Origin of the sequence: Cohnella sp. OV330, from assembly GCF_900112065.1 — a bacterium.
In the GTDB taxonomy this organism is placed as follows: Bacteria; Bacillota; Bacilli; order Paenibacillales; family Paenibacillaceae; genus Cohnella.
Genome location: NZ_FOKE01000012.1, coordinates 1 through 26,625 on the forward strand (window position 1 = coordinate 1; position 26,625 = coordinate 26,625).

The following is a 26,625-nucleotide window of genomic DNA, read 5'->3' on the forward strand; positions in this document are numbered from 1 at the left end:
TGGACCTCTGTCAATAAAGTAGACGCTCTCTAAGCTCACTTGTCCTTCTTGTTATAAAACTGGGTTCTGAATTGTTCTGGAGATAGGTAATCCAAAGAGCCATGAATTCTTTTACGGTTGTAGAAGAGCTCAATGTACTCAAACATCGCTTGCTGCGCCTGCGCCTTGGTCCTGAATTTCGTACAGTAAATAAACTCCTTTTTCAGCACGCTGTGGAAGGATTCAATGCAGGCATTATCGTAACAATTTCCCTTGCGGCTCATGCTCGCTTGCATGCCAAGTTGTTCTAGACGACCTCGATACGCATCGGAAGCATACTGAGAGCCTCGGTCCGAATGATGCAGTACGCTCTCGGAAGGTTGCTCGGACGCGTGAGCCTGTTCGAGTGCAGCCAGCACCAGGTCCGTCGTCATGCGGTCTGAGAGCTTCCAGCCGACGATGCGGCGGGTGTACAGGTCCATGATGCTGGCCAGATACAGACGGCCTTCCCGGCAAGGGATGTAGGTGATGTCGGCCATCCATACTTCATTCGGTAATGTCGTCTTAAACTGCTGATTCAGCACGTTAGGCGCAATCGCCAGGTCATGGTTGGAGTCCGTCGTGTTTACACGAAACTTCCTGGATACGCAGGATCTGAGGCCATGCTCACTCATGATCTGTCCCACCAGACGCTCGGAGACGATCCAGCCTTCGTTGCGCAAGATCCTCGTGATTTTAGGGCTGCCATAACGGCAATAGGAGTCGGTAAAAATCCAAGTGATACGCAGCAGAAGCGCTCTCCGGCGTTTTTGGTAGTTCGTCTCCTTGAGTTTTTCATTCATCCATTTGTAAAAACCGCTCCGAGAGACATTCAGTACGGCGCACATCTTCTCCAGTCGAAACTCGGAGCGGTGATCTTCGACAAACTGGAACCTTAGTTCCTTTCTTTGCTGAAGATGTGCATGGCTTTTTTTAAGATGGCGATCTCTTCCTTGAGATCTTCGATCTCACGCTCTTGAGAAGCAATCTGTTTTTCCTTCTGACGAATCGTTTCCCGATCCATGAGGGGCTCATTTTCAAACTTACGATGCTTGGTCATCCACTTCCTCAGCGTGCCGGCGGGGATGTCAAGTTCCTCTGCGATCTGGGGAATCGACTTCGTCTGTTCCTGAATGAACTTTACCGTTTGTTCGATGAACGCTTCGCTGTAATGTTTCCGCATCTCGCCCATGTAGGACACCTCACGTGATTTTTGTTTATTATCTCATGAGCTTAAGAGGTGTCCACTTTGTATTCTAGTTGCAAATTTGCGGTTGCAGGAGGCTGAGATGGACTTGGGACGCTGTAGCAGCGAAAAGGCGAAGCGGATGTCCGCTTCGCCTTTTACGCTTTTTCGAAACTACATGTATTCTGCTCTATAGACTTACCCCAGTACCACCCGGTCGTCCGCCAGCTTATGGCCGCTGATGCGCTCGAACTCGCCGAGCAGCTTCTGCACGGTCAGGTCCTGCTTGCGCTCCGGCGGGATGTCGAGGATGATGCGTCCCTTGTCCATCATGATGAGACGGTTGCCGAGGCGGATCGCCTGCTCCATGTTGTGCGTGACCATCAGCGTCGTGAGCTTCATGCTGCGGACGATCTCCTCGGTGAGGCGGGTGATCAGCTCCGCGCGAGCCGGATCGAGCGCGGCCGTGTGCTCGTCGAGCAGCAGGATCCCCGGGCGCGTGAACGTGGACATCAGCAGGCTGAGCGCCTGCCGCTCGCCGCCCGACAGCAGCCCGACCTTGGCGCGCAGTCTCGCGTCCAGACCGATGCCGAGACGCTTCAGCTCCTCCTTGAACAGGGCTCGCTTGCGTGCCGTCACCGCCCAGCCGAAACCCCGCGGTTTGCCGCGCGCGTAGGCCATCGACAGATTTTCCTCGATCGTCATGTTGGGCGCCGTGCCCGCCATCGGATCCTGGAACACCCGTCCGACCCATCTGCTGCGCTCGGACTCGGACTTCGATGCGACGGATTGCCCGTCGATCCGGACGTCGCCGATATCGGGCTGCATGACGCCCGAGATGATGTTCATCAGCGTGGACTTGCCCGCCCCGTTGCTGCCGATGACCGTAACGAAGTCGCCTTCGTTCAGCTTCAGGTTGATGTTCATGAGCGCGACTTTCTCGTCCGGCGTCCCGGGGTTGAACAGCTTGGATACTTGATTGATCTCCAGCATCAGATCGCCCCCTTGCCGCGCATGCCGGCCGCCAGCTCGGCTGTGCGCCGTTTGGCTTGCTGCTTCTGCTTAGCCGATCGGCTCACCGTCGGGATGACGAGCGCCAGGATGACGATGATCGCCGTGATCAGCTTAAGGTCCGTCGCCTTCAGATGCAAAAACTCGGCGCGCAATGCCAGCGCAAAGACGATCCGGTAGGCCAAGGAGCCGACCACGACGGCGAGCGTCGCCCAGAAGACGCGCTTCGGCCCGAGCAGCGCTTCCCCGATGATGACGGAGGCGAGCCCGATGACGATCATGCCGATGCCCATGGAGATGTCGGCAGAGCCGCCGTCCTGCGCGATCAGCGCGCCGGACAGCGCGACGAGACCGTTCGACAGGCTGACGCCAAGGATCGTCGTCAGGTCCGTGTTGGAGCCGAAGCTGCGGATCATTCGTTTGTTGTCCCCGGTTGCGCGAAGCGCGAGCCCTAGGTCCGTGTGCAGAAACGCATCGAGCAGCAGTTTGACGACGAACGCGAAGGCGAACAGGACAACGATGTACGCGAGGCGGAAATCGTGCCACTCATGCGAAGCGACGCCGGAGAACAGCGTGTCCGTATTAAGCAGCGAAATATTCGGCTTGCCCATGATCCGAATGTTGATCGAGTACAGCGCGATCATCATGATGATGCCCGCGAGCAGGCCGTTGACCTTGCCCTTGGTATGCAGCAGACCGGTACAGACGCCCGCCGCCAGACCGCCGCCGAAGGCCGCCAGCGTCGCGAGCCAGGGCGCTTGGCCGTGCGAGATCATCACCGCGGCGATGCCGGCTCCCGTCGTGAAGCTGGCGTCTACGGTCAGGTCGGGGAAATCCAGGATGCGATACGTGATGTATACCCCGAGCGCCATCAAGGCATACATGAAGCCAAGCTCGACTGCGCCGGTCAGGGAATGAATCAATGACGACACCTACTCTTATTGGATAATGTTGTTGGCCGGGTCCTGCACCTTGCTCTTCATGTCATCCGTCACCGTGATTTTCTGCGCTTCGGCAGCTTTCAGATTCAGGATCAGGTCGAGCTTCTCCTGCATGCCGACCTTCATGTCGCCGATGTTGGCGCCGTTCTTGAGCACTTCGACCGCCATCTGGCCGGCTTGGTAACCGTGGTCGTAATACTTGAAGCCATAGGTAGCGAATGCGCCCTTCTCGACCGTATCGCGGTCGCTGGAGAAGAACGGCAGGTGATTGTCGTTGGCGACCTTGATGATCGCGTCGACGCTGCTGACGACCGTATTGTCCAGCGTGATGAACAGCGCGTCCGCGCGGCCTACGAGCGACTCGGCTGCCTGCTTCACCTCGGACGTGTTCGTGACCGGCGCCTTAACCAGCTCGATGTTGTGCTTCTTGAGCTGCTCTTCGGCATTCTTCGCCATGACGACGGCGTTCGATTCGCCTTCGTTGATGACGAGGCCGACCTTCTTCACGTTCGGAAAATCGGATGCGATGAAGTCCATCAGCTGCTGCACCGCGACGGGGTTCGTGTCGGAGATGCCGGAGATGTTGGCGCCCGGCTTGTCCAGGTTCGATACCAGCTTGGCGTCGAGCGGATCGGTGACGGCCGCGAACAGAATCGGCGTATCCTTTACGTACTGCGCCAACGCGACCGCGGAAGGCGTCGCGATGCCGAAGACGAGATCGTACTTCTCAGCCGCGATTTTCTGGCCGATCGACAGGTTCGTGTTCTGGTCGCCCTGCGCATTGTTCAGCGAGATCTTGAGGTTCTTGCCTTCTTCGAGTCCGGCATCCTTCAGCGCGGCGATGAAGCCTTCGCGCGTCGCGTCCAGCGACGGGTGCTCGACGATCTGCGAGATCGCGATCGAGTAGGTCTTGTCGTCCGCAGGCGCGGACGCGCTTGCGCTCGCGGAAGCGCTCGCCGACGGCGATGCCGACGGGCTAGCCGCTCCGTTTTCATTGTTGCCGTTGCCCTTCGCGCCGCAGCCCGCCGTCGCCAGCATGGCGAGCGAGAGGAGCGCCGATGCCCAGATTCGTTTCTTCATCTCTTCATGGCCCCTTGTCTTGTGAGTTTAAACTACAGTTTAAATGTGAAAGCGTTCATCCGTCAATGAAAGCGTATAACATCCAAAAAAGCGGCGCGAGCCTAAACGCCCGCACCGCCCGCTTATTCGCCGCGACTCCGCCTGCGCATCGACTCCTCGTACACGGGGCTGCGAAACCGGAGGATCGGATCGTCCGAAGGCTCGATGCCCGCGCCCGTGATCGTAGGATCCATCACTAGTCCGTCCGGCTCCGCGATGACGTCCGTAACGTCCAGAATGCCGGCCTCGATCCGTTCCCGGTCGTCGGGCCATGGCAGAGTGGGATCGTCCGTCGGGTCCTCCTCCCGTCCCAGTACGATATTCAAGCGAAAGCGAAGCGGCGCTTTATGTATACGCTCCGCCGCATCGCGCTCCAGGTAGTCTTCCGGCAGCGACTTCAGCTCTCCGATCGACAGCGTCTCGACGCCGAGCTCCGGCATCCACTCGAACTTCGCCGGCCTGCGAATCCCCTCCTCGTCGACGAGCATGAAGGCATGAATCGCATAGTAGCGGCAAGTGCCATAGCTCGCCGGGGGCCGCAATTTGCCGACATGCGCCATCGCATGACGCGCTTCCGGGAAGTGCGCGGCCAGCTCCGCGGCGGCGGCGATCGCTTCGATGCCGCCCCCCTTTAGACGATTCGCTTCCTTTATAAGGTCGAGAAACGACGCCGGCGTCTTGGCGAAAAAAACCGGTACCGTCACGGCCGCCAGCACCGAGACATCGCCGCCGGCCGGCATGAATCGCACGGCCAGCCCTTTGCCCGGCGACAGTAGATCGGCCAGCGAAGGGTCGGACGAGCTGCCCGAGAAGCGGACGATCGCATCGATCTCCCCGTCTTTATCGCGCAAATGGGCAGCGGTCGTGAGCCCGGCCGCAAGTCCGCTCGGCTTGAAGACCGCGCGGCAGCACAGGCCTTTCGCATGCACGCGCCTTTTTCCCGGATGGACGCCGGACAGCCCCTCGAGCGCGTCTACCGTCCGATGCGGCAGTTGTATCGGGTCTCCTAGGTGCTTATCGGCCGCCAGGGACTGATCCGCAAACGTTTTTTCCATCGTATGGTCACCTCCGAAAATCGGTTGCAGGCCGCGCTGACCGCGCCAACCGTTATATTTACCCGCCTCCGCCTATATTAACCGAACCGCTGAATGAGAACGGCCCGTAGTGGGTATTAGTTATTGAACGGCCATAATCAAACATCCGCTTCGACGTCAAACCAAATTCGATCCATTCAGGAGGGATTCGTCATGGCACAGGAACGCGGCACCCAAGAACGCAGAATCGTCGGCGTATTCGATACCGAGCAAGGCGCGGTAAAAGCGATCGAGGACCTGAAGCGTCAAGGCTATACCTCGGACGACATCTCCGTCATCAGCAAAAACCGGGAAGACCTGGACTATGTCACTGACGAGACCGGCACCAAGGCGCCCGAAGGCGCGGCAGCCGGCGCAGCGACCGGCGGCGTGGTCGGCGGTTTGACCGGCCTGCTCGCAGGACTCGGGCTGCTCATCGTGCCCGGCATCGGGCCGATCCTAGCGGCAGGCCCGATCGCGGCGACGCTTACGGGCCTGGCTGTCGGCGCCGGTACGGGCGGCATCGTCGGCGGCCTCATCGGCCTCGGCATTCCGGAGGACGAAGCGAAGCGCTACGACGAGGATCTGAATTCGGGACGGATTCTGGTGCTCGTGGACACCGATCCCGACCGCCGCGCGCATATCTACGACACGTTCCGGACGAATAACACGCTGAACTCGGACACGTACATCGTCTAATCTTCCACGCATATTAAAATCCCTCTTCCTACGGGAAGAGGGATTTTTTCGTGTGCCAGTGGCCTGCCGCTTCGTTAGCCGGTTTTTCCAGCTATCTCGGCCTCGAACAAACGAGCTTTGGGCCCGTTAGCCGATTTTTCCGGCTATCTTGACCTTGAATACACTAGCTTCGGCTCTGTTAGCCGGTTTTTCCGGCTATCTCGGCCTTGAACACATTGGCTTTGGGCCCGTTAGCCGGTTTTTCCGGCTATCTCGCTCATCGGTAGTGCCCATATGCGCTTATCGGCGCACCCGAGAGCGCCACTGAGGCTGCGTTAGCGCCCATTTGCGCTTATCGGCACGGCCCAGAAACCCCATAGGCGATGGTAAGCGCCCATATGCGCTTATCAGCACAGCCCGGAACGCCCCCGGGGCGGCGCTAGCGCCCGCTTGCGCTTATCGGCACAGCCTAGGCTCTCCGAACTTCTTCCGTGCCGCCCCGGGCAACGGCAAATAGCCCCGCACGATCCTGCAAGGATCATGCGGGGCTCCCGACTTGGCATCATGCTTGAGCCGCGACCGAATCAGCGCGATTCGAATCAGCGCGACTCGACGCCGTTGCTGCTGTAGGAATCCGAGTAGCGGCTCGCGTCTCCCTCGGCCCACACGTCGGAGAGCGACGGGTCGGCTTGGAATTGCTGCAGCGCGTAAGAGCAGGAAGGGATGATCTTGCGCCCCTTCTCCCTCGCGTCCTCGACGACGAAGTTCAGCAGCTGCCGCGCCAGGCCGCGTCCGCGGTACTCGCCGTCCACCGACGTATGATCGATGATCCAGGTGTCCGCGTCCGCCATCGTATAGGTGATCTGGCCGATCCTGCCCTTGACGCCGCGCAGGATGTAGCCGTTGCCTTCCCGCTCCGCGACGATCTCCTCCTCGGGCCGTGCTTCGGGCGTTCCGTTATCGTACAATGCGCTCATGTCCATGCACCTCCATCGTCATTCTCTGACTCTCTAATCCTTACCCCGAACGGCGGCATTCGAGCGCTCCGCAGCTAGATTACGGCTTATGATAATAAGAGACGGGCTTCGCGATCGCCCGGTCGAAGCAGCGCTTGACCGAATGATAGCCGATCGCGAGCTGCCCTTGGGCCGGATCCCAGCGCTTATACTCCTGCAGGGACGCGACGACTTTGTGCGAATGCTCGCGCGACCGCTCGACAAGCAGTTCCATCCGCCTGGCTTCCCGCTTCGCGTTGCGAAGATTGTACGGCTCGACGTACAGGCGAAGGTCCGCGATCGCGCCCCTCTGCGCCAACCGGCGCGCGGCGCGCCCCATGTTGGCGTGATCGGCGTGGTTTCCGCCCAGATCCGTGAACGCCTTGACCCGCGCGTCGGGATACCTCCTCAAAAACTCGCGGATCACGTCCTCGCAGCCCTCCACCGTCGTCGACCCGTCCCGCATCTGCCCGTCCGCGAAGTGAATATGCGTCTCGGGGACGCCCAGCGCGAGGCACGACCGGCGGAATTCGTCGTTGCGCAGGCGCACCATATCCGCCTCTTCGAGATAGCCGTAGCCTTCCGTGGCCGGATCGTAATAGCGCCTGGCGAGCGCGCTCCTCGTCTCGCCGTTAAGCTGCCGCCGCACGCCCGAGGAGCGCCCGTCCGTGTATAGGATGACATGGCACTCGTCGCCGACGTCGAGATGATTGCGGATGCCCGCGCCGAACGTCAGCGCTTCGTCGTCCTGATGAGGCACGAAAAACAAATTGATCGCCATGCCGCGTAGGCCTCCCTTCTATATAACAGAAATAAAAGCCCGCCTCGCGCAGGCACGACGGCCATGCGCGAAGCGAGCTTCCGGTTAAACCCCGTCGTCCGCAAGCTGCGCGGCGAGCTTGTCGTGCATGCGCGCCCGCTCCTGCTCGCTGACCATATAATAGTAGATCCCGCCGATGCGCTGACCGCCGCCGTTGACTTGATCCTTGCTGACGGTGTCGATCTCCTTGCGGTAGTTGTCGAACAGCGCCTTCATATCGTCCAACGTCAGATTCGTCTTGGCGTTCTCCCGGATCTGGTCGAGAATGTCCGGCAGCTTCGCGACGGTCTTCAGGCGCTTCGCCTTGCCGATCAGCTCGCCGAGCACCGACTGCTGACGCTCGATGCGGCCGATATCGCCCTTCGGGTCGTCGTAACGCATGCGGGAATAGAGCAGCGCGTTCTCGCCGTCGAGCTCAAGACGTCCCTGCGGGTACGTGACGCCGTCGATCGTAAAGCCGAACGGATTGTCCACCGACACGCCGCCGAGAATGTCGATGATCCGCTCGAAGCCTTCCATGTTGACCTTCACATAGTAGTCGATGGGCACGTTCATGAAACGCTCGACCGTGCGGATCGACATGTCGACGCCGCCGAAGGCGTAAGCGTGGTTGATCTTGTCCGTCGTGCCTTTGCCGACGATCTCGGTGCGGGTATCTCGGGGAATGTTGTAGAGAAGGACGGAATGCTTGGCCGGATTGACCCCGACGACCATGATCGTGTCGGACCGCCCGACGTCGCCGCTCCGCTCGTCCACGCCGAGCAGCAGCACCGTGAACGGGTCCTTGGCGTTCAGGTCGACGATGCGTCGCGCCGTGCCGGACGGGTCGGCATCGCCCGATGCGGCGAGTTGAACGGCGCCCGTGGCCTCCCCGGCGGCGCCGCCGCCCGCTCCCGCGCCGCCGGCGCCGCCGGCCACGGCCTGCGTGCCGTCCCCCGCCGGGGGGACGGTGCCGATCGGCTGATAGATGTCGCTGATCGTGTCCGTGGTTTCATGGTAAAGGTACCACGCATATCCGCCCGCGCCGAGCACGAGCAGCAGCACCGCCGCGGACGCGATGACGAGGACTCTTTTTACGAGGGGATTCCTCTTGACAGACAATGGAACTCCATCTCCTCCCAGGTACCGTAGAGATCGATCTCGTCGTCTTCCTTCACCGATTCTCCCTGCTGAATCTCGATGAATTCCATATCTGTCGCCGCGCGCAGCGCGTGGTAGGAACCGGCTGGGATTCGGAATACGTCTCCCGGCTTCAGGATATATAATTCTTCGCTCAGGACCAGTTCTCCTTCACCCGAGACGACCGTCATCGTATCCGTCCGCTCCGAATGATAGTGATAGTTCAGGTGCTTGCCCGCTTTGAGGCAGATGCGCTTGGTCAGCACCTCCGAGTCCGGGCTCTTGGAGTAATCGAGCACGCGATACCAGCCCCACGTCCGCTCTTCGTACATCGGCCGCTGGTTCGGCACGACCATGTCCTTGATCCGCGGGCTCGCGTTTTTCTCGGATACGAGGATGCCGTCCGGACTGACCGCGACGATCGCGTTCTGGATGCCGATGATCGTGACCGGGATGTCGAGCTCGTTGACCAGGTGCGTATTGGCGCTGTCCTCGCTCAGAATCCCGTTGCCGATGACGCTCGCGCCCATGTTGTCCGTCAGCGTGTTCCAGGTGCCGAGATCCTTCCAGTAGCCGTCGTAAGGAATGACGACGATGTCGGATTCCTTCTCGACCACCTCGTAGTCGAAGCTGATCTTGGCGAGCTTGTCGTAGCTCCGCTGCAGCTCCTCGTACTGGATCGGCACCCCGCGCTCCAGCAGCAGGCCGATCAGGTAGCCGAGCTTGAAAGCGAACACGCCGCAGTTCCACAGCGCGCCTTCCGCGATCAGCGACTTGGCCTTCTCCTCGGACGGCTTCTCCGTGAACCGCGCCACGCGGCTGTGCGAATCGTCCCCCGTTCCCTGCTCCGGCACGATGTAGCCGTACTTCGAGGAGGGCAGCGTCGGCGTCACGCCCATGAGCGCGATCTTCGCGTCCGTGCGATCCAACACGCCCTCGAGATCCTGGATCCGCTCGAAGAACCGGTCTTCGACGTACGGGTCGACGGGCAGGATGCACACCGTCTCGTTCAAGTCGACCTGCTTCAGCGAATACAGGTATGCCGCCGCCAGCGCGATCGCCGGGAATGTATCCCGCCGCTCGGGCTCGACGATGATCGGCACCTGGCCGAGCTGGCTCTGCAGGATGTCAAGCTGCTGCTTGCCCGTCGCGATCACGGTCGATTGGTCGAGGCCGACGGCGCAGATTTGTCCCCATACCCGCTGGACCATCGACTCCATTTCCTTGTTCTCGTTCTCGAGCACCTTGAGGAACTGCTTGCTCCTCGCGTCGTTGGACAACGGCCACAGTCTTTTGCCGGAACCCCCGGACAGCAATACTAATTTCATTATATTTTTCCCCTCCAAATGTTCTGCATGATTCTCTCTTGCTCTCCCGCTTGAGTTCGCGTTCGCTTGACCTCGCGTTCGCTTGGAATCGCGTCAGCTTAGACCCGCGCCCGCTTAGCCGATTCTGCGCTCTTCGTTTATGCCCGCGGCTTCGGTAGAGCCGGTCAGCTCATACAGGTGCTCCCACAAGCCCAGCCCGAGCTCTTCGCGCTTCAGCGCGAAGTCGATGTTCGCCTTCAGGAACCCCAGCTTGCTGCCGACGTCGTACAGCTTGCCGTCGTAGCGGTAGCTGTACATGCTTTGGCGCGACGCGAGCTGCTTCATCGCGTCCGTCAGCTGGATCTCGCCGCCTACGCCGGGCTGCTGATGCGCGAGAATATCCATGATCGCCGGATCGAGGATATAGCGTCCGATCATCGCCAGGTTCGACGGCGGGTTGACCTTCGGCTTTTCGACCAGGTTCGTGATCCGGTTCAGCCGCTTGTTGATCATGTCGCCCTGAATGACGCCGTAGCTGGACACGCTCTCCCACGGCACTTCTTCTACAGCTATAATACTGCCGGCACGCTCGTCGTAGACGTCGATCATCTGCTTCAGGCAGGGGATCTCGCTCTCGATGATCATATCGCCGAGCAGCACCGCGAACGGCTCGCCGGCCACGAACTTGCGGGCGCACCAAATGGCATGTCCGAGTCCGAGCGGCTCCTTCTGCCGGACGCAGTGAATCTCGACGAGGTTCGTGACGCCCCGGACGATTTCCAGCAGCTCGTTTTTCTGCTTGCATTCGAGGTCCGCCTCGAGCTCGTGGTTTTTGTCGAAGTGATCCTCGATCGCGCGCTTGCTGCGGCCGGTCACGATGATGATATCCTCGATGCCCGAGCAGATCGCTTCTTCAACGATGTATTGGATCGTCGGCTTGTCGACGATCGGGAGCATTTCTTTGGGCATCGCCTTCGTGGCAGGGAGAAATCTCGTGCCGAGGCCGGCTGCGGGGATGATCGCTTTTTTGACTTTAGACATTCGTGTGGTACCCTCCTATCTGCTGTGAAAGATGCGACGATGAACGTTCGCAGGACAGGACGACGGGGATAAGGGGGATGGCGGTATGATCTCAAGGGGCGGCCGCGTGGGCTTCACCCCGGCTTCACGGACTTATGTCTCCTATATACCTTATCGCGTACCGCGTGAATCAGATTGCGGTTGAAATAGAATATGACCGCGAAGTAGAGCAGCGCACCGCAAATGACCTGCAGGATAAAGCCCGTATTGAGCTCGAACAGCGCCTGGGAGAGCCAATCGAAGGCCAGCACGCCGACGACCATGACCAATCCGCATAGCAATCCGGGCGCGATTCCGCGCAGCAGCGGGGTCAGGCATGGCCCGAGCACGCGCCGTACGGCGTAGCTGTACTGGATGCAGAAGATGACGATTTGTACCAGAACGAACGCATAGCACAGCCCGATCATGCCGCCGAGATAAGCGCCGATGAACAGGCCGGGCACCTGCACCGCCATGCAGAGCAGCGTATAGCGGAAGTACATGTCCATCCGCCCTTTGGATTGCAGCAGCGGTTGGACGGTGACGACGAGCGAGCGGATGAGGAACATGACGCACAGGATCTGGATAAGCGGCACGCTGGGCAGCCACTTCTCGCTGAAGGCGAATGTGACGAGCATCGGCGCCGTCACCAGCAGGCCCAGATAGATCGGCGCGTTCAGGTAGCTGACCCCTTCGGCGATCTTGATGTAACCCTTGCGCAGCTGCGTCAGGTCGTCCTGAATCTTGGCGAAAATAGGCAGCGTGACCGAGTTGATGAGCGGCGTCAGCTTCTGCACCGGCATGATGCAGAGCTGGTAGGCCCACGAATAGTAGCCGAGCGTCTGCGCGCCGTACATGCGGCCCAGAATCAGATAGTCCAGGTTCGAGATGAAGGACTGGAGGAGATTGGAGGACATCTGATAGACGCCGAAGCTGAGATAACCCTTGAGGTCGTCGCGCGTGAAATGCATGGCCGGCGTCCATCTGCGCCAGCCCATGATCATGAGGCCGGCGGAGCGGACGAGCGCGTTGCCCAGATAGGAGCCGACCAGCGCGTAGACGCCGTAGCCGTAGTAAGCGCCCGCGATCGCGATCAGAAAGCCCGCGAAGTAGGCGGCGATCTGGATCTTCGAGATCGCGTCGAACTTGAGCTCCTTGCGCGACAGCACCTCGAACTGCTGGCCGAAAGCCGGGATCAGGCACAGCAGCGACATCCACCGGACCGGGTTCACGAGGTCCGGCTCGTGATAGAAAGCCGCCACGAGCGGCGCGGACAGGAAGATCGCCAGACTGATGACGAAGCTCGTCGCCAGGTTCAGTATGTAGAGACTCGAGAGGTGGTCCCTGGTGACGTCCTGCCGGTGAATGATCGCGTTGGAGATGCCCATGTCGGTCAGATTCACTGCCGCCGCGACGATAACCATGACCATCCCCATGAGACCGTAGTCCTTTGGCGTCAGCAAATGGGAGACGGTGACGAGCTGCAGCACTTGCACGACGATGGAGACGACGGTCGCGAGCGTGGACCACTTGGCCGCCGCGATCCCTTTTTTCTTGAGCGAGCTCATGACGATCGGGTCACTTCCTTGGATGAGGCTGTCCGCCGAAGACTCTCGGCGAATTCAAGCAGCGTCTTGGCTTTGGCGTCCCAGGCATGGCGCTCGGCCAAGGCGCGGATGCGGTCGCGGCCGTGCTTCGCGGCGATCGCCTCGCCGACCTGGCCCGGGAATTCGTCCGCGTGCCGGTAGAAGTACAGGAACGGCTCCTCGCGACGCAGCAGCTCGGGGGTCTCGGTCACGACGACCGGCAGTCCCGCGGCCGCATACTCGTACAGCTTCATCGGGCTGCGCCCTTTGTTGGCCGCGTGACCGCTCAGCGGCAGCAGCGCGACGTCGGCGTGGTGAAGGTAACGCGGCACGTCCTTGTACTTTTTCGAGCCGAGCAGATGCACGTTGGGCCGGCCGGCGAATACGGCGGCCGTCGCGTCGTCGTACGGCCCGATGATGACGAGCGCAAGCTCCGGACGGGCGGCCGCCAGCTTGCGCAGCGCGCCCAGGTCGAGCCGCTCGTCGAGCGCGCCGACGTAGACGGCGCGGGGGCCGGGGATCGCCCGCAGATCCTCGGGCTCCTCGCCGCCTCGCGCGAAGTGCTCGTACTCGACGCCGTTCTCGAGCAGCAGGCTCGGCAGCGCGGGATTGTACGGCAGCAGCTCCTCGAGCACCGGCTCCGAAGTCGAGACAAGGCCGTGCGCCCGCGCCATGATGGCGGCTTCGGCGGCGGCGATCGACCGGTCGCCCGTCATCTGGGCGTACAGGTCGGTGGGCCTGTACACGGTGACGGCGGGCTTCACGACCGCGTCCAGCCCGGCGAACCGCGGCTGGTCGATGAGCAGCAGGTCGACGCTGTCCATCCCCTGCTCGCGCAGCAGCCGTTTCATGCGCGGCAGCGTCCAGTTTTTGCCCGTGCGGGCATAGATCGGTCCGGCCAGCTCCCACGGCAGCAGCGACATCGGCACGCTGTTCGCCGCCTGGTCCGGTTCGGTCTCGGGCTGCCCCCGGTAGATCTTAAGCCGCGCGCGGATATCCCTGTCCTTGTACTTGAGCAGGTGCATGGGGCTCAGCGGCGTGCTCATGTGGAGCACGCGGTGGCCGAGCCGCTTCATCTCGCGGGCGAGATGGTGGGAGCCGACGACGAACGGTCCGCCCATGTACGTGTGGCTCGCGAATACGATGTTCACCGGCTATACCCCCTCTCCCGCTCCGGCGCGTACGCCGGCTCGGCCGCGGCCAGATGGGGCCGGACCGCGTCCAGCGTTTCCCTGGCGCACTTGTCCCAGGAGAAGGCGCCTGCCCGCGTGAGTCCTCGCTCGCGCAGCTGCGCGCGCAGCCCGTCGTCTTCCATGAGACGCCTGATCTTGGCCGCGATGTCCGCCGGATCGCGCGGATCGCAGTAGAGCACGGCGTCCCTGCATACTTCGGGAATGGAGGCCGCATCGGAAGCGACGACCGGACAACCGCAGGACATCGCCTCCAGCGCCGGGAAGCCGAAGCCTTCGTAGAAGGAAGGGAAGACGAAGCAGGAAGCCCGGTCGTACAGGGCTCTCAGCTCTTCGTCCGTCACGTAGCCGAGCGTCTTGACTTCGCCCCCGATCCGGGCGCCGGCAGGCTTGAAGATCTTGCTGCTGCCGCCGGCGATGACGATGTCGAAGCCGACGTCGCCCATCAGCTCGATCGCCTTCGCGACGGACGCGAAGTTCTTGTTCGGGCTCATGCTGCTGACCGCCAGCACGTAAGGCCGCGCCAGTCCGTGACGCTCGAACACCGTCTCGTCGGCCTGGATCCGAAGGATATGCTCCCGGCCGTGGTAGATCGTCTTGATCTTGCGCTCGGGAACGCCGAAGTGCTCGGTCAACTGCGCGCGGGAGAATGCCGAGCAGGTCAGGACGCCCTTCGCGTTCATGCCGAGCACGCGCTGCAGCACCTTGTACCAGGCGCGAAAAGCGAAGGAGTACGTATCCGGCGCCGCGTATACCGCCGCGTCGTGCATCGTGACGGCCTGGCGGCGCTTGGTCATCGGCCCCGTGTTGCACAGGCTGAGCAGAAAGCCGTCCGCGCAAAGCGCCGGCAGGCTAAGCTGCTCCCAGGCGTGACCGGAGCCTCGCCCCGCCTGCTTCGTCGGGATATGGCGCAGTCCGATGGACCTCAGGTCGCCCTTCGGCGCCAGCACGACGAATTCGCAGCCTTCGACCGCCGCGTCGCGCGCCCCGACCATCGCGTCGAGCGAGCGGAGCACCTCGATCGCGTATCGCTGCACGCCCGTGACGGGATGCGTCAGGAAGCGTCCGTTGATATAGATTCGCTGAAGCTTCATGTCCGATTCACCCCCGAGAGCCGCCAGCTCTTGATTTTGCGCTTGTTATAATGAAGGACCAGCGTGAACAGGAGCAGCACGACCCAGCAAGGGAAAAACCGGCCGCTCGTGAAGTACAGGTACCGCGGGAACTCCAGGATGCCCACCATCCAGATCGGGTACAGCAGCATGCCGAACGTATGATTGTTGCGAAAATGCGCGTACAGCAGGCCGCTGATATAGCCGAGGAGCGCCATGTAGATCAACGCGCCGCCGAAGCCGTAATCGTGGTAGGGAAGCATGAGCCCGGACGGATTGTTGAACTCCGGATTGCCCATCGTATCGAGTATGTTGTTGAGCAGGTTCATCGGCCGTACCCCGTACACGTCGGCGTACGCCTCCCCGCCCGGCGGAATTTTCCAAAGCCACTCCCAGGTGTAGTAGGGGAACGGAATCGACGGGAATCCCAACTCTCTTATGTACAAAGTGCCGGTATTGAGAGCGGTGACGTAGTAGCCGAAAAACCGGGTGACCACGAACTCCCAGAACGAAGGATAGATGTGGACGTAGTAGCTCAGCCAGGAACGGAAGTACTCGCTGAGACCGAAAAATCCGATGACGAACACGATGCCGATGAGCGGGTACAGGCGTACGAGCGGCACCCGTTTGCCCTGCTTCAGGCGCATCGAGATCCAGATGATGGCCGCCGGCACCAGGATCTCCATCAAGGCGAGCCGCTCCGAGAAGAAGATCGAGCGCATGAGCGTCAGCAGGAAGACGACCGTCATCGCGGGCAAGAACGTCTTTTTCCCCTTCAGGCATTGGTAGTAGGTCGCGAGGATCGTGAAGGCGATGCCGAAGTTCGTGAACGAAGTGACGCCCGTGATCTTGTCGAAGTTCTGCTTGATCGAATAGATGGCGCCGGGCTCTCCCTTGATGACGGACAAGAACAGCGACACCGTGAAGCCGCTTCGGACCATGATCAGAAAGTAGACCGCATAGCCGAACAGCGTCATGGCGAACAGGGCGTAGACGACGAACTTGATGAAGCTGTCGCGCTTCAGCACGGCATCGGGCAGCACCGATACAGGCTTCACGCCCTTGTTCAGCACCGACGACAGCAAGCCGCCCAGGACGAAGGCGACTGCCGGATAGACGGCGAGCCAGATGTTGACGCTGTCGATGAATTTCTCGACGCGGTAGAACATCAGGTAGTTCTGGGCCGGGATCAAGTAAGCGCCCGCGATGACGACCCCCATCACGATGGCGAACAGGATGGTCGGGTTCATCCACCAGACCGAAGCATTCTTTCTCATCTCACGGGCACTCCCTCGTCTTGATTGCGCCGGCGCGGCGCGTTCACCTGCCATAAAAAGCGACCGGCTCCGCCTCGAACTGCGACAGGCTGCCGACATGCGGCCGTCCGACCGAATAGTATCGGAGGTCGGCCTCGTTCACCTGCTCGCTCGTGTACACGTTGCGGCCGTCGATCAGGATATTCTGCCGCATGACCGCCTGCACTTCGGGCAGCGACAGCGACTTGAACGCCGGCCAGTCGGTCAGCAGGCACAGCGCGTCGCAGTCCCGCGCCGCCTCGATCGGATCTTCCTTCCAGACGACCTCGTCCGACTGCTCGAAGATCGCCTTGAAGTTGGCCGTCGCCACCGGATCGTAGGCCTGCACCTCCGCGCCCTCCGCCAGCAGCGCGCCGATGATGTCCAGCGCAGGCGACTCGCGCACGTCGTCGGTGTCCGGCTTGAACGCCAGTCCCCAGACGCCGATCCGCTTGCCGCCGAGCTCGCCGAGCGAGCGCCGCAGCTTCGTCATGACGTTGAAGCGCTGCCCCTGATTGACCTCGACGACCGACTTCAGCAGCTTGAACTCGTAGTCGACGTTGCCCGCGATCTGGATGAGCGCGTTCGTGTCCTTCGGGAAGCAGGAGCCGCCGTAGCCGATCCCGGCTTGGAGGAACGACGGGCCGATCCGCCGGTCGTGGCCCATGCCCTTCGCCACGTCCGTGACGTCCGCGCCGACCTTCTCGCAGATGTTGGCGATCTCGTTGATGAAGGAGATCTTGGTCGCGAGGAAGGCGTTGGACGCGTACTTGATCATCTCCGCGCTGCGCACGTCGGTCACCATGATCCGGTCGGTCAGCGGCCGGTGCAGCTCGGCGATCTTCTCCGCCGCTTCGGGGCTGTCGGTGCCGATGATGATGCGGTCCGGATGCAGCGTGTCCGAGATGGCCGAGCCCTCCCGCAGGAATTCGGGAATCGAGACGACGTCGAACGGATGCGGCGTGAGTCGCGAGACGATGTCCCGGATGCGGTCGTTCGTGCCGACCGGCACCGTGCTCTTCGTCGCGATGATCTTGTATCCATTCATCGCGAGGGCGACTTCCTGCGCGGCCTGCTCGATGAACGCCAGATTGGCTTCCCCGTTCGGCAAGGGCGGCGTGCCGACGCAGAGGAAGATCGCCTCGGCGCCCTCGACGGCGGGCGTCAGCTCGCCGGTGAAGCGCAGGCGCCCGAGCTCGCGGTTTTTGGCGATGAGTTCCTGGAGGCCCGGCTCGTAGATCGGCACTTCGCCGCGGTTCAGGCGCTCGATCTTACCGAGATCCTTGTCCAGGCAAGTGACGTCGTTGCCGATCTCCGAGAAGCAGACGCCGGATACGAGCCCGACGTACCCGGTGCCGATGAAAGTCAGTTTCATAGTTGTCTTTTCCCCCTATAGAACGGCCTGGACGCTTCCCGCCTGGCGCGTATTTTGATGCAGCTTGTTGTCGACGTGCTGCTGCAGCTTCTTGCGGAACGACTCCGGCGAGAAGCGCACCGCGTTCTTGCGGCAGTTCGCCGCCTGGATCGCGCCGCCCTCCGTCTCGAACCGGCTGACGGCCGCCATAACCTGCGCCGCGGTCTGCTCTTCGAAGAAGACGCCGGTCGGCTGCGGAACGCCGAGGCCGCGGACGGTCTCGAGCGATCCGCCCTTGCCGTACGCGATGACGGGCGTGCCGCACGCCTGCGCCTCGACGGGCGTGATGCCGAAGTCTTCTTCGGCCGCGAACACGAACGCCTTGGCCCGCTGCATATGATCGATCAGCACGGCGTCCGGCTGGTAGCCGAGCACCTGGATGTTCGGCGCTTTAGCCGCCTGGGCCTTGACCTTCTCCATGTCGGGACCGTCGCCGATGACGACCAGCTTCTTGTCCGGCATGCCGGCGAAGGCTTCGGCGATCATGTCCATCTTCTTGTAGGGGACCATGCGGGACGCCGTCAGGTAGAAGTCTTCCTTGTCTTCGCGGTAGGCGAAGGCATTCACGTTGACGGGCGGATAGATGACGCTGGATTCTCTGCGGTACACCTTCCAAATGCGGCTGGCGATGAATTCGGAGTTGGCGATAAAATAATCGACGCCGTTGGCGGTCCGGTAATCCCACATGCGCATGCGGCTCAGCATCCACTTGGCGAAGGCGCCCTTCAGGCCGCGCTGCAGGCCCGATTCCCTGAGATATTGATGCTGCATGTCCCAAGCGTAGCGAATCGGAGAATGCACGTAGGAGATGTGGAGCTGGTTCGGCCCCGTGATGACGCCTTTGGCGACCGCGTGGGAGCTCGATAAAATGAGATCGTAGGAGGACAGATCGAATTGTTCGATGGCAAGGGGCATAAGCGGCAAGTATTGCCTGTATTTCTTTTTGGCGAACGGCATGTTCTGCAGAAACGAGGTTCGGACCTTCCTGTCCTTGAGGAAGCCCCGGTCCTTCTCCGGCAGGAAATCGACCATGGCGAACACGTCCGCTTCGGGGTACACCTCAAGCATTTGCTCGACCACTTTTTCCGACCCCGCGTACGTCGTCAACCATTCGTGAACGATCGCGACTTTCATTTGGCTATCATCCTCCTGTCGCACCCGATGCATCTGGTTGATTTTTAGTAGGCGCCCTTCTTGAGCAGCACGCTGCGTACCGTCGCGAGCAGGATCTTGATGTCGAGCGCGAGCGATTTGTTGTAAACGTAGTAGAGCTCCAGGTCGACGCGCTCGGGATAGCCGACTTCGCTGCGGCCGCTCACTTGCCAATAGCCGGTGATGCCGGGCTTGACCGACAGGAACTCGCGCTTTTTATCCCGGTATTCCTTGAGCTCCTGGGCGACGACCGGCCGCGGGCCGACGAGGCTCATCTCGCCCTTCAGCACGTTGAACAGCTGCGGCAGTTCGTCGAGGCTGGTCTTGCGGAGGAAGCGGCCGATGCGCGTGATGCGAGGGTCCTCGTGCGGCTCGAGCTTGTAGTTGCTCGCGACGTATTTGGCGTAAAGCTCCTTGTCCTCCCGCAGCAGCTGCTCGGAGTTGGTGTTCATGGAGCGGAACTTGTAGATGTTGAACATGCTCGCGCCCTTGCCGATCCGGTGCTGCCTGAAGAAGACGGGCCCCTTCGGATCCTCGAGCTTGACGAGCAGTGCAATAACGGCAAATAACGGGGAAAGGAGGATCAGTCCGATGCCCGATCCGAGCAGGTCGATCGCACGCTTGGCGCTTAAGAACAGGTAGTTGGTTCCGCTTGTCTGGACCTTGGGCTGAACGATAGGCTGTGCGGACGTCGTGGCGGGGGCGCGGCTGGCGATCTCAAGCTCGTTGCCGACTAGACTCATGGTTTAATCTCCTCCGTATCCGTAATAGTTGGCGTAGCTGGATTCGATGCGGTCGCGGCTCGTATTGTTCAGCACGGCGCCGAGGATATGGGCGCCGACGTGCTCCAATCCCAGACGGGTGCGGCGAACGGCTTCCTTGGTGACCTTGCCCGAGCGGGCGACGAGGACGACGCCGTCGGACATCGCGCCGACGATCTGCGCGTCCGCGAACGACGAGGCCGGCGGCGAATCGACGACGATCACGTCGAACTGCGTCTTCAGCTCTTCTAGCAGCTTCCGCATCGCTTCGGAGCCGAGCAGCTCCGAAGGATTCGGCGGCACGGTGCCGCCCGGGAGCACGAACAGCCCGGCGATGTCGGTCTGCTGAATCGCGTCCTCGGGCTTGCCGCTCCGGATCAGGATATCGCTCAGCCCCGTCCGGCTCGTACGGAAAAAGGCTTGTCCCACCGCCGGCCGCCGAAGATCGGCGTCGAGCAGAAGCACGTTTTTGTTTTCCTGCGCGTAGCTGATCGCCAGATTGATCGCGGTCGTCGTGCGGCCCTCGCCGGGGACCGCCGAAGCGACGAGGATCACTTTGACCGCCTGCCCCATCGAGGAGAACCGGATATTCGTCCGCAGCTTCTTGTAGGATTCGGACACCGAGGAGCCGGGGCCCGCTTTGGCGATTTGGCGATGCTTGCTGTTTTCTCTTGTCATCATGATCCCTGCCTGTCTCTTGAGTGTGATTGCGACGATCTGTGTCCTGCCGCTCACGCGTCGATGCGGCTCGGCATCAGCTGGTAGCCCGTCGCCTGGCTTGTATTGCCTGCCAGTACGGAATGATAGATTCGTTCAAGCTTCTGGTTTTGCTCCTTCAGGTCGAACGACTCGCATGCCCGTTCCCTGCTTCTCGCGCTCATCCGCCGCCACAGCGCTTCGTCGCTCAGCAGCCGCGAGATGCCGCCCGCAAGCTCGAGCCAGTCGTGCGGAGCGGCCAGCAGCCCGGTCTCGCCGTGGCTGACCGCTTCCGTAATGCCGCCCGTGCGGAAGCTCGCTACAGGAAGCCGCATCGAGGCCGCTTCGATGAAGGAGATGCCGAACGCCTCCTCGGCGCCCGTCGGCGTCGGCACGCTGGGCACCGAGAATACCTTCGCCCGGTTCATCCAGCGCCTCACCACGTCGGGAGGCTGCGTACCCAGGAACCGGTATTTGCGGAGCATCCCGGCCGCCATCGCTTCAAGCTCCGCCCGGAGCGGCCCGTCTCCGATGACCACGAGCTCGGCATCCGGCATTTGCCGCTGCACCTCGTTCATCGCCCGAATGAGATAGGCGGCGCCTTTCACCTCGACCAGGCGACCCACGAACAGCACGATATTTTCCCTCGGGCGCGCCAGCTCCGGATCCGGCTTGAACAGCTCCGTATCGACGCCGATGTAGTGCCGCACGATCTTGTCCGCGGGATATCCCTGTTCGATCAGCTTGCCGCGGATGAAGTCCGATACGGCGATGAATACCGCGGCGGACCGCTGCAAATGCGCTCGTTTGCGAATGTATTGCCGGTGCGTGTAGTAGGACTTGCGGGCATGCTCGTCCTTGACCGTCGCATCGTAGCCGTGAAACGTGACGATGAGCGGGATGCGAAGTCGCCTCGCGATCGGCGCGGCCAACACGCCGTCGGGGCCGAAGTGCGCATGCAGCAGGCGAAAATCCATTTTTCTAAACTTGCTCTCGAGCGGGAAACCGAACCCTGTCGCTTTAAATAGCAGCTCGCGCAGTCTTCCGCCCGCGCCGCCCTCGTTCAGCACGGTGACGCGTTCGGGATCGAGCGGGATGCCCGCATTGCGCTTAGAGCCCGCATAGTAGGCGCGGTAGAATCGCATGCCTTCCGCTTGGGATCGAATAAAAGTTTCGGAAGGCGCCAACAGACTGTCTCGGTAGATGAGAATATTTCGTAACGTCATGACCGCCCGTTCCCGCCTCCTCCGCTCGCCTTGGCAGGTCAGCGCTGCTCTTCGGCGGGTCTAAGCTCCTGCTTGCCGCGTACGGCGGCCTCCCTGGCGAAGGGGGTCGCGGTGCGGACTTTGCCTTGTGCCGTATCCTTTTGCTTGATCCTGCCGATGCTCGCGAGCATCGTGATGCCGAGCTCGCTCTCGATGTCGTCCGCGGTCCGGACCTTGTCGTCCAGATAGTCGACCAGAAACGCGATGCCGAAGCCGAGCAGCGCGGCGAGCAGGAAGCTGAATATATACAGGACGGTGTGGCTGCTGTTGATCGGGCCCGGAGCAGCGAGCGGATCCGGTTCGGTGAGCGCCGTGATGTTGTTAAGCTTCATGAGTTCGGTGACGCTGCCGCGGAAGGCGTTCGATACGCCGTTCACGATCTGAACGGCCGTGCCGTAATCGTCGGCCTTGGCGACCAGCGTGATGATCTGCGCGTCCTTCATCGTGTTGACCGCGACCTTGTCGCTGATCTGGGACGCCGTCATGCCGAGTTCGGGATGTTCGTCCGCGACGCGCTTCATGACGGACGGAGATTTGATGATTTGCTTGTAGGTGTTGATGAGCATGAGGTTGGTGTTGATGGAGTTCTGGTCGATGATCTGCTGTCCCGCGACCGTCGATTCGGTCTTGTTGACGATCAGGTCCGTCGACGCTTGATAGACGGGCTTCACGTACTTGTTGGTGTAAACGTAGGCGGCCGTGCAAATGACGACGATCAGCAGGGCAGGGATCCACCAGTATCTCTTGACGACCTTCAGGTAGTGCTGCAGCTCCATTCTAGATAGCCTCCGCTTCGTTTGTGTGTGTTCTGCGCTTGCCGGAAATGGGAGATTCGGACGACCCCGACGAACCGGGACCCCTGGAGAAAGGTCGGGTTATGTAGGTGCGGGGTCTCCCCTGTTGCCGGTTCGTCCGTCTCTCTCATTCATGACCCAAATTAAACCTGCGGCTTCGAATCTGAAACAAACAAGCATAAAGTGACAACGTTTTCAAGTGGGTTTTCTCATTTTTTAAAACCGCGAAAAAGCGCGCCGTTGTCGCAACGGCGCGCTTTGTCAATAAGAATTATTAAAATCCTGTATTTCCTTCCAGATGGATATTGCCGCCCTTGAAATTGGTAGGCGACTTGCTAGAATCGCTGAGGACATTGTTCGAGAAGTAAATATTGCCCAGGTCCCCGTCTCCCCAAACGCCGATGCCGTCGTTCACGGCGTTTTTGATCGTATTCGCCTCGAAGGTGATATCGTCCAGTTTGCCCTGCGACGCGTAGACGAGAATGTTCGGGTGATCGCTGCTCTCGCGCATGCCTGTATGCTCGATCGTATTCTTTTGCACCGTGACGTTTTTCGTGTCGGCGGTCTCCCACTCCTTCTCGACGGAGATATAAATGCCGGCCATCTCCGTCCGCTGGATGGAATTGTCCTCGATCGTGACATCCTCGCCGCCGACGACGGATATGCCTCTCGCCTTGGAGTCGTAGCCGACGTCGTTGCCCGCGATCGTCACGTCGTGCGTTACCGCTTCGTCCTTCAGATAGCTGACGACCGCGATGGCGTCGTCTCCCGTGCCGGATACTTTGTTGTCCTCGATCCGGATACGGGTGCTTCCGTCCGTAACGTGGATGCCGTCGGCCCCCGTGTTCTCGATCAGGTTGTTCGCGATGACGCCGTCCTCCGAAGACTCCTGCACGAGGATGCCCGCCGTGCTCGCTTTGTCGATATGCACGTTTTCGATGCGGAAGCCGTTCGCCGCCCTTACGGTAATGCTGTTTTTGGCGTTCTCGCCATTGCCTCTCTTAACGGTCCTCGCGTAGACATGGCTCAGGTCGCTCAGCGACGGGCCGCTGCCCTCCAGATCGATGGAGCCGCGCTTCGGATCGGTCGATACGATGACCGTCTTGTCCGCGCCCGCTCCCTGCACCTTGACGCCGTCGATGACCCAGATGTCGTCGATGCGATATTCGCCTTCGGACAGACGAAGCTGAAGCCCGTCCGCCTTGGCCTTCTCCGTGCAAGCCTCGAGCGTCTTCAGATCGTCGTCGCGATCGTCCGCGCCCGCCAAGCAATGCAGCGCGCCGTCTTCGATCGTCCAGACCGGCTCGTCCGTCGGCTCGCCGGAAGGCGATGCCTCCTGCGTGGACGGGGAGGGATGCTTCCCCGGATCCGATACCTTGTCCTCCCCGCCGCGCGGCCAAAGCAAAACGACGACCAGCACCGCCAGCAGGACGATTCCAAACCCTAGCGCATAACGTTTTTTCCGGCTTCTCTCCATCCCGACCTCCAATTGGCTCTCTTTTTAGATTTATCGGACCTAGATTTATCGGACTTACCAGAGTTTCACCCCCTATGCACCTGGGTAAAACAATCTCGCACATTAGAAAAAGTTAAGAAGCCGATTAGAAAACATTAACAAGCCGCAGGGACAACGTAGTAATACAAAAAAAGGTGATACAAAAAAAGCCAACCCGGAAAACCGGATTGGCCGTGTACCATCTGTCCTTATTTCTATGTCGCCCGCCGTTGCATGAGCCGCCGTATTAAAATCCCGTATTGTCGCTCAGATGAATGGTGCCTGCCTTGAACGTCGTTTTCGCGCCTGCCGCATTGATCAATGTATTTCCGGTAAAGTAGATATCTTTGATCTGTCCGTCGCCCCAGACGCCGATTCCCCGGTGGGCCGCGTTTTTAATCGTGTTGCCCGTGAACGTCACGTTGTCGATGACGCCCTGCGAGGCGTAGATTAGCACGTTGGGGTGATTTTCCGGTTCGTGGATGCCCGCGTGATCCACCGTATTGTTCTTCACCGCGATCCGGTCGACGTTGACCGTATTGTAATTCGCTTCGCAAGCAATATAAATGCCCGCCATTTGCGTATCCTTTATCGAGTTGCCTTCGATCAGCACGTCCGTGCCCCCGACGACCGTGATGCCTCGCGCCTTGGAGAGGTAACCGACGTCGTTGCCGCGGATCGTGACGTCATGCACCGCGGGACCGTCCTGCGCGTAGCTGACGACCGCGATCGTATCGTCGCCCGTCGCTTTGACCGTATTGTCTTCGATCAGGATGTCGCTGCTGCCGTCCGTAACATGAATGCCGTCCGCGCCGGTGGAATCGACGGTGTTGTTCGTGACGGTGCCTCCCTTGGATGCGCCTTGAACGAGAATGCCGGCCGTGCTCGATTTGTACACGTAGACGTTGTCGATCGTGAAGTTCGTCGCGCCCCGGACGGTGATGCTGTTTTTCTCGTTCGAGCCGTTTCCCCGCTCGACCGTCGTCTGATACACATGCTTGACGTTGCTCAGCTTGGCGTTGTTGCCCTTGAGGTCGATCGAGCCGTTCAAAGGATCCGTCGAGATCAGCGTCGTCTTCGTCATGCCCGCGCCGATCAGCTTGACGCCGTCGAGCGTCAAAATCTTGCTCAGGTGATACTCGCCGGCCGGCACGGCTACGTACTTGCCCTTCGACTTCGCCTTGTCCAGGCAAGCCGCGAATGCGCCGTAATCGTCCTTGCCGTCATTCGCGACGGCGCCGCAGCTCTCGACGGACAGCGCGTACGCATTGGAGGGCGTCGTATTGGCTGCCGATTGCGCCGTCGCGGCAGACTTCACCGTGGCGGCAGACTTGACTGTGGCTGCAGTCTTGACCGTGGCGGCAGACTTGACCGACGCTGCCGTCTGGGCCGACTGCACCGCTGCCGCCTTATAAGTGATGACCGGATCCCAGAGCGTGTGATCGTTGTTCATCGTCTCTCTGCTATTGACCTGAAAGTAAATCGCCGTGCCCTTCTCGACCGCGACAGACTTCAGTTCAGGCGTATAGCCGCTCGTCGTTTTGACGACGGCGCTCCACAGCGCGGTCTTGTCCTTATTGATGGTGGCGAGGATGCCGTCGCCTTTGTTGTCGCCCTTCTTGACGGTGCCGCCGATCGTGATCGTTCCCTTGCCCGGCGATACCCACTTCAGCACGGCGTCGAAGTCCTTGCTCGGATGCATCGCATCCTTATTCACCCATGGATAGCCGGTATCCGCAGCCGCTTGCCAGCGGTCGCCGGCAGCGTTGTACGCGAGATTGCTATAAACCGAACCCGCGCGTTTTTGATAGAACCATTGATGCTGCCCCTGCGCGACCGAGAAGTCTTGCGGAGCTTTATATAAATCGGCAACGCTGACGGCTTGCACGTTCTGCACGGACACGAACGAATTCGTAATGCTAAGACCCAAGGCGAACGCCATTGCCGTCAAACCTGTTTTTTTCAAAAATATAACCTCCGTATGTTTGGATATGATTGACCCGGGGTAAAGACGGAGTAATAGCCTAAACTGTATACTTCTAAAGCAGCTATATTTGATATATCGGATCAACATGGGTTTGCATGAATACATTGGCAATCTTTAAGCGTGCCAATTGTTTCCTGCGGCCTATTTTAGCATGCTTTCGCCGAATTTAAAGAAAGGAATTTATAATGTATTTTTAATAGAAGAAACGCGACTTTTGAGAGCATCGGTTAAAGAAAATAAGGGGACTTGTTAATGAAGGGAAACTGGCAGGGAGATTAGGCAGTGAATTTAAACAATCATTTAAGTCAACGCACATTAATATACCACATGTACCAAATTAAAGTATATATTTAATGTTTTGTATGAAAAAAAGTTAATGATCGATGTTTGCGCGAAAAAACAGAGTGTCGCACGCTAGGTGCGACATTCTGTTTTTTTTGCGGAAGTCCGCGGATAGATCCATCGACTGCTCGACGTCACACGATGCCGGTCGCTCGCAATTAGGCCAATCGCCTTCTCTACAGCAGGCGATGGCGGTCGTCCGCTCGCAAT

23 protein-coding genes and 1 pseudogene are annotated in these 26,625 nt (G+C 60.3%); 1 reads left to right on the forward strand and 23 read right to left on the reverse strand.

Translation table 11 applies throughout. The annotated features are described in order from the left end of the window. Positions 1 to 35: 35 nt before the first annotated feature. The 6 genes and pseudogenes from BM235_RS24550 to BM235_RS24575 form a co-directional block, all read right to left on the reverse strand. Positions 36 to 899, reverse strand: a pseudogene (locus BM235_RS24550) (IS3 family transposase); the annotation flags it as partial. Positions 900 to 913: 14 nt separating this feature from the next. Beyond that, the gene (locus BM235_RS32375) at positions 914 to 1,210 is read right to left on the reverse strand and encodes a transposase (RefSeq protein WP_090110997.1); all 297 of its coding nucleotides are present in this window, start codon (positions 1,208 to 1,210) and stop codon (positions 914 to 916) included. Between the two features lie 192 nt (positions 1,211 to 1,402). Continuing rightward, positions 1,403 to 2,197 carry an ABC transporter ATP-binding protein gene (locus BM235_RS24560; protein WP_090116901.1) on the reverse strand — a complete coding sequence of 265 codons (795 nt, stop codon included), beginning with the start codon at positions 2,195 to 2,197 and terminating at the stop codon, positions 1,403 to 1,405. Further along, entirely contained in the window at positions 2,197 to 3,099 is a 903-nt protein-coding gene (locus tag BM235_RS24565) for an ABC transporter permease (protein WP_090117103.1), read from the reverse strand. The genes BM235_RS24560 and BM235_RS24565 overlap by 1 nt, the downstream gene beginning before the upstream one ends. A gap of 54 nt (positions 3,100 to 3,153) precedes the next feature. After that, positions 3,154 to 4,236 (reverse strand): ABC transporter substrate-binding protein, encoded by a 1,083-nt coding sequence (locus BM235_RS24570; protein ID WP_090116902.1) that lies wholly within the window; start codon positions 4,234 to 4,236, stop codon positions 3,154 to 3,156. 122 nt (positions 4,237 to 4,358) lie between these two features. Beyond that, positions 4,359 to 5,330, reverse strand: coding sequence for a catalase (locus BM235_RS24575; protein WP_090116903.1), 972 nt, complete (start codon positions 5,328 to 5,330; stop codon positions 4,359 to 4,361). Between the two features lie 192 nt (positions 5,331 to 5,522). Here BM235_RS24575 and BM235_RS24580 point away from each other — a divergent pair, with 192 nt between their 5' ends. Then, positions 5,523 to 6,047 carry a general stress protein gene (locus tag BM235_RS24580; protein WP_090116904.1) on the forward strand — a complete coding sequence of 175 codons (525 nt, stop codon included), beginning with the start codon at positions 5,523 to 5,525 and terminating at the stop codon, positions 6,045 to 6,047. A gap of 578 nt (positions 6,048 to 6,625) precedes the next feature. Here the strand turns inward: BM235_RS24580 and BM235_RS24585 are convergent. From BM235_RS24585 to BM235_RS24665, 17 genes are all read right to left on the reverse strand, one after another. Then, positions 6,626 to 7,003 (reverse strand): GNAT family N-acetyltransferase, encoded by a 378-nt coding sequence (locus tag BM235_RS24585; protein ID WP_090116905.1) that lies wholly within the window; start codon positions 7,001 to 7,003, stop codon positions 6,626 to 6,628. Between the two features lie 79 nt (positions 7,004 to 7,082). Next, positions 7,083 to 7,802, reverse strand: coding sequence for a PIG-L family deacetylase (locus tag BM235_RS24590; RefSeq protein WP_090116906.1), 720 nt, complete (start codon positions 7,800 to 7,802; stop codon positions 7,083 to 7,085). A gap of 84 nt (positions 7,803 to 7,886) precedes the next feature. Then, complete coding sequence (locus tag BM235_RS24595) at positions 7,887 to 8,942, reverse strand: LCP family glycopolymer transferase (protein ID WP_090116907.1); 1,056 nt, start codon at positions 8,940 to 8,942, stop codon at positions 7,887 to 7,889. Then, positions 8,915 to 10,288: a sugar phosphate nucleotidyltransferase gene (locus BM235_RS24600; RefSeq protein WP_090116908.1), complete on the reverse strand. Its 1,374-nt coding sequence runs from the start codon at positions 10,286 to 10,288 to the stop codon at positions 8,915 to 8,917. Before BM235_RS24600 ends, BM235_RS24595 begins: the two co-directional genes overlap by 28 nt. Before the next feature lie 114 nt (positions 10,289 to 10,402). Continuing rightward, on the reverse strand, positions 10,403 to 11,308 hold the full coding sequence (gene galU, locus BM235_RS24605) for a UTP--glucose-1-phosphate uridylyltransferase GalU (protein ID WP_090116909.1): 906 nt from the start codon (positions 11,306 to 11,308) through the stop codon (positions 10,403 to 10,405). A gap of 113 nt (positions 11,309 to 11,421) precedes the next feature. Then, complete coding sequence (locus BM235_RS24610; RefSeq protein ID WP_090116910.1) at positions 11,422 to 12,894, reverse strand: MOP flippase family protein; 1,473 nt, start codon at positions 12,892 to 12,894, stop codon at positions 11,422 to 11,424. Then, positions 12,891 to 14,063: a glycosyltransferase gene (locus tag BM235_RS24615; protein WP_090116911.1), complete on the reverse strand. Its 1,173-nt coding sequence runs from the start codon at positions 14,061 to 14,063 to the stop codon at positions 12,891 to 12,893. Before BM235_RS24615 ends, BM235_RS24610 begins: the two co-directional genes overlap by 4 nt. Next, complete coding sequence (locus BM235_RS24620) at positions 14,060 to 15,196, reverse strand: glycosyltransferase family 4 protein (RefSeq protein ID WP_090116912.1); 1,137 nt, start codon at positions 15,194 to 15,196, stop codon at positions 14,060 to 14,062. The genes BM235_RS24615 and BM235_RS24620 overlap by 4 nt, the downstream gene beginning before the upstream one ends. Then, positions 15,193 to 16,491 (reverse strand): O-antigen polymerase, encoded by a 1,299-nt coding sequence (locus tag BM235_RS24625; RefSeq protein WP_090116913.1) that lies wholly within the window; start codon positions 16,489 to 16,491, stop codon positions 15,193 to 15,195. The genes BM235_RS24620 and BM235_RS24625 overlap by 4 nt, the downstream gene beginning before the upstream one ends. Positions 16,492 to 16,534: 43 nt before the next feature. After that, the gene (locus BM235_RS24630) at positions 16,535 to 17,884 is read right to left on the reverse strand and encodes a UDP-glucose dehydrogenase family protein (protein WP_090116914.1); all 1,350 of its coding nucleotides are present in this window, start codon (positions 17,882 to 17,884) and stop codon (positions 16,535 to 16,537) included. A gap of 15 nt (positions 17,885 to 17,899) precedes the next feature. Beyond that, positions 17,900 to 19,057: a glycosyltransferase family 4 protein gene (locus tag BM235_RS24635; protein WP_090116915.1), complete on the reverse strand. Its 1,158-nt coding sequence runs from the start codon at positions 19,055 to 19,057 to the stop codon at positions 17,900 to 17,902. Positions 19,058 to 19,101: 44 nt separating this feature from the next. Beyond that, a complete protein-coding gene (locus tag BM235_RS24640) occupies positions 19,102 to 19,818 on the reverse strand; it encodes a sugar transferase (protein WP_090116916.1) in 717 nt (238 codons plus the stop codon). Between the two features lie 3 nt (positions 19,819 to 19,821). Further along, entirely contained in the window at positions 19,822 to 20,517 is a 696-nt protein-coding gene (locus BM235_RS24645; RefSeq protein ID WP_255374581.1) for a CpsD/CapB family tyrosine-protein kinase, read from the reverse strand. A gap of 50 nt (positions 20,518 to 20,567) precedes the next feature. After that, positions 20,568 to 21,758: a glycosyltransferase gene (locus BM235_RS24650; RefSeq protein ID WP_090116917.1), complete on the reverse strand. Its 1,191-nt coding sequence runs from the start codon at positions 21,756 to 21,758 to the stop codon at positions 20,568 to 20,570. 38 nt (positions 21,759 to 21,796) lie between these two features. Continuing rightward, on the reverse strand, positions 21,797 to 22,573 hold the full coding sequence (locus BM235_RS24655) for a YveK family protein (RefSeq protein WP_090116918.1): 777 nt from the start codon (positions 22,571 to 22,573) through the stop codon (positions 21,797 to 21,799). 292 nt (positions 22,574 to 22,865) lie between these two features. After that, positions 22,866 to 24,068 carry a right-handed parallel beta-helix repeat-containing protein gene (locus tag BM235_RS24660; protein WP_090116919.1) on the reverse strand — a complete coding sequence of 401 codons (1,203 nt, stop codon included), beginning with the start codon at positions 24,066 to 24,068 and terminating at the stop codon, positions 22,866 to 22,868. Between the two features lie 265 nt (positions 24,069 to 24,333). Then, entirely contained in the window at positions 24,334 to 26,052 is a 1,719-nt protein-coding gene (locus BM235_RS24665) for a right-handed parallel beta-helix repeat-containing protein (protein WP_255374582.1), read from the reverse strand. Positions 26,053 to 26,625 lie beyond the last annotated feature (573 nt).

Coding starts and splice junctions, on each gene's coding strand:
- BM235_RS32375 (WP_090110997.1), bottom strand. CDS start 1,210: ATGGGCGAGATGCGGAAACATTACAGCGAAGCGTTCATCGAACAAACG.
- BM235_RS24630 (WP_090116914.1), bottom strand. CDS start 17,884: ATGAAACTGACTTTCATCGGCACCGGGTACGTCGGGCTCGTATCCGGC.
- BM235_RS24600 (WP_090116908.1), bottom strand. CDS start 10,288: ATGAAATTAGTATTGCTGTCCGGGGGTTCCGGCAAAAGACTGTGGCCG.
- BM235_RS24660 (WP_090116919.1), bottom strand. CDS start 24,068: ATGGAGAGAAGCCGGAAAAAACGTTATGCGCTAGGGTTTGGAATCGTC.
- BM235_RS24575 (WP_090116903.1), bottom strand. CDS start 5,330: ATGGAAAAAACGTTTGCGGATCAGTCCCTGGCGGCCGATAAGCACCTA.
- BM235_RS24570 (WP_090116902.1), bottom strand. CDS start 4,236: ATGAAGAAACGAATCTGGGCATCGGCGCTCCTCTCGCTCGCCATGCTG.
- BM235_RS24645 (WP_255374581.1), bottom strand. CDS start 20,517: ATGATGACAAGAGAAAACAGCAAGCATCGCCAAATCGCCAAAGCGGGC.
- BM235_RS24560 (WP_090116901.1), bottom strand. CDS start 2,197: ATGCTGGAGATCAATCAAGTATCCAAGCTGTTCAACCCCGGGACGCCG.
- BM235_RS24650 (WP_090116917.1), bottom strand. CDS start 21,758: ATGACGTTACGAAATATTCTCATCTACCGAGACAGTCTGTTGGCGCCT.
- BM235_RS24610 (WP_090116910.1), bottom strand. CDS start 12,894: ATGAGCTCGCTCAAGAAAAAAGGGATCGCGGCGGCCAAGTGGTCCACG.
- BM235_RS24585 (WP_090116905.1), bottom strand. CDS start 7,003: ATGAGCGCATTGTACGATAACGGAACGCCCGAAGCACGGCCCGAGGAG.
- galU (WP_090116909.1), bottom strand. CDS start 11,308: ATGTCTAAAGTCAAAAAAGCGATCATCCCCGCAGCCGGCCTCGGCACG.
- BM235_RS24655 (WP_090116918.1), bottom strand. CDS start 22,573: ATGGAGCTGCAGCACTACCTGAAGGTCGTCAAGAGATACTGGTGGATC.
- BM235_RS24590 (WP_090116906.1), bottom strand. CDS start 7,802: ATGGCGATCAATTTGTTTTTCGTGCCTCATCAGGACGACGAAGCGCTG.
- BM235_RS24640 (WP_090116916.1), bottom strand. CDS start 19,818: ATGAGTCTAGTCGGCAACGAGCTTGAGATCGCCAGCCGCGCCCCCGCC.
- BM235_RS24565 (WP_090117103.1), bottom strand. CDS start 3,099: ATGTATGCCTTGATGGCGCTCGGGGTATACATCACGTATCGCATCCTG.
- BM235_RS24625 (WP_090116913.1), bottom strand. CDS start 16,491: ATGAGAAAGAATGCTTCGGTCTGGTGGATGAACCCGACCATCCTGTTC.
- BM235_RS24635 (WP_090116915.1), bottom strand. CDS start 19,057: ATGAAAGTCGCGATCGTTCACGAATGGTTGACGACGTACGCGGGGTCG.
- BM235_RS24620 (WP_090116912.1), bottom strand. CDS start 15,196: ATGAAGCTTCAGCGAATCTATATCAACGGACGCTTCCTGACGCATCCC.
- BM235_RS24580 (WP_090116904.1), top strand. CDS start 5,523: ATGGCACAGGAACGCGGCACCCAAGAACGCAGAATCGTCGGCGTATTC.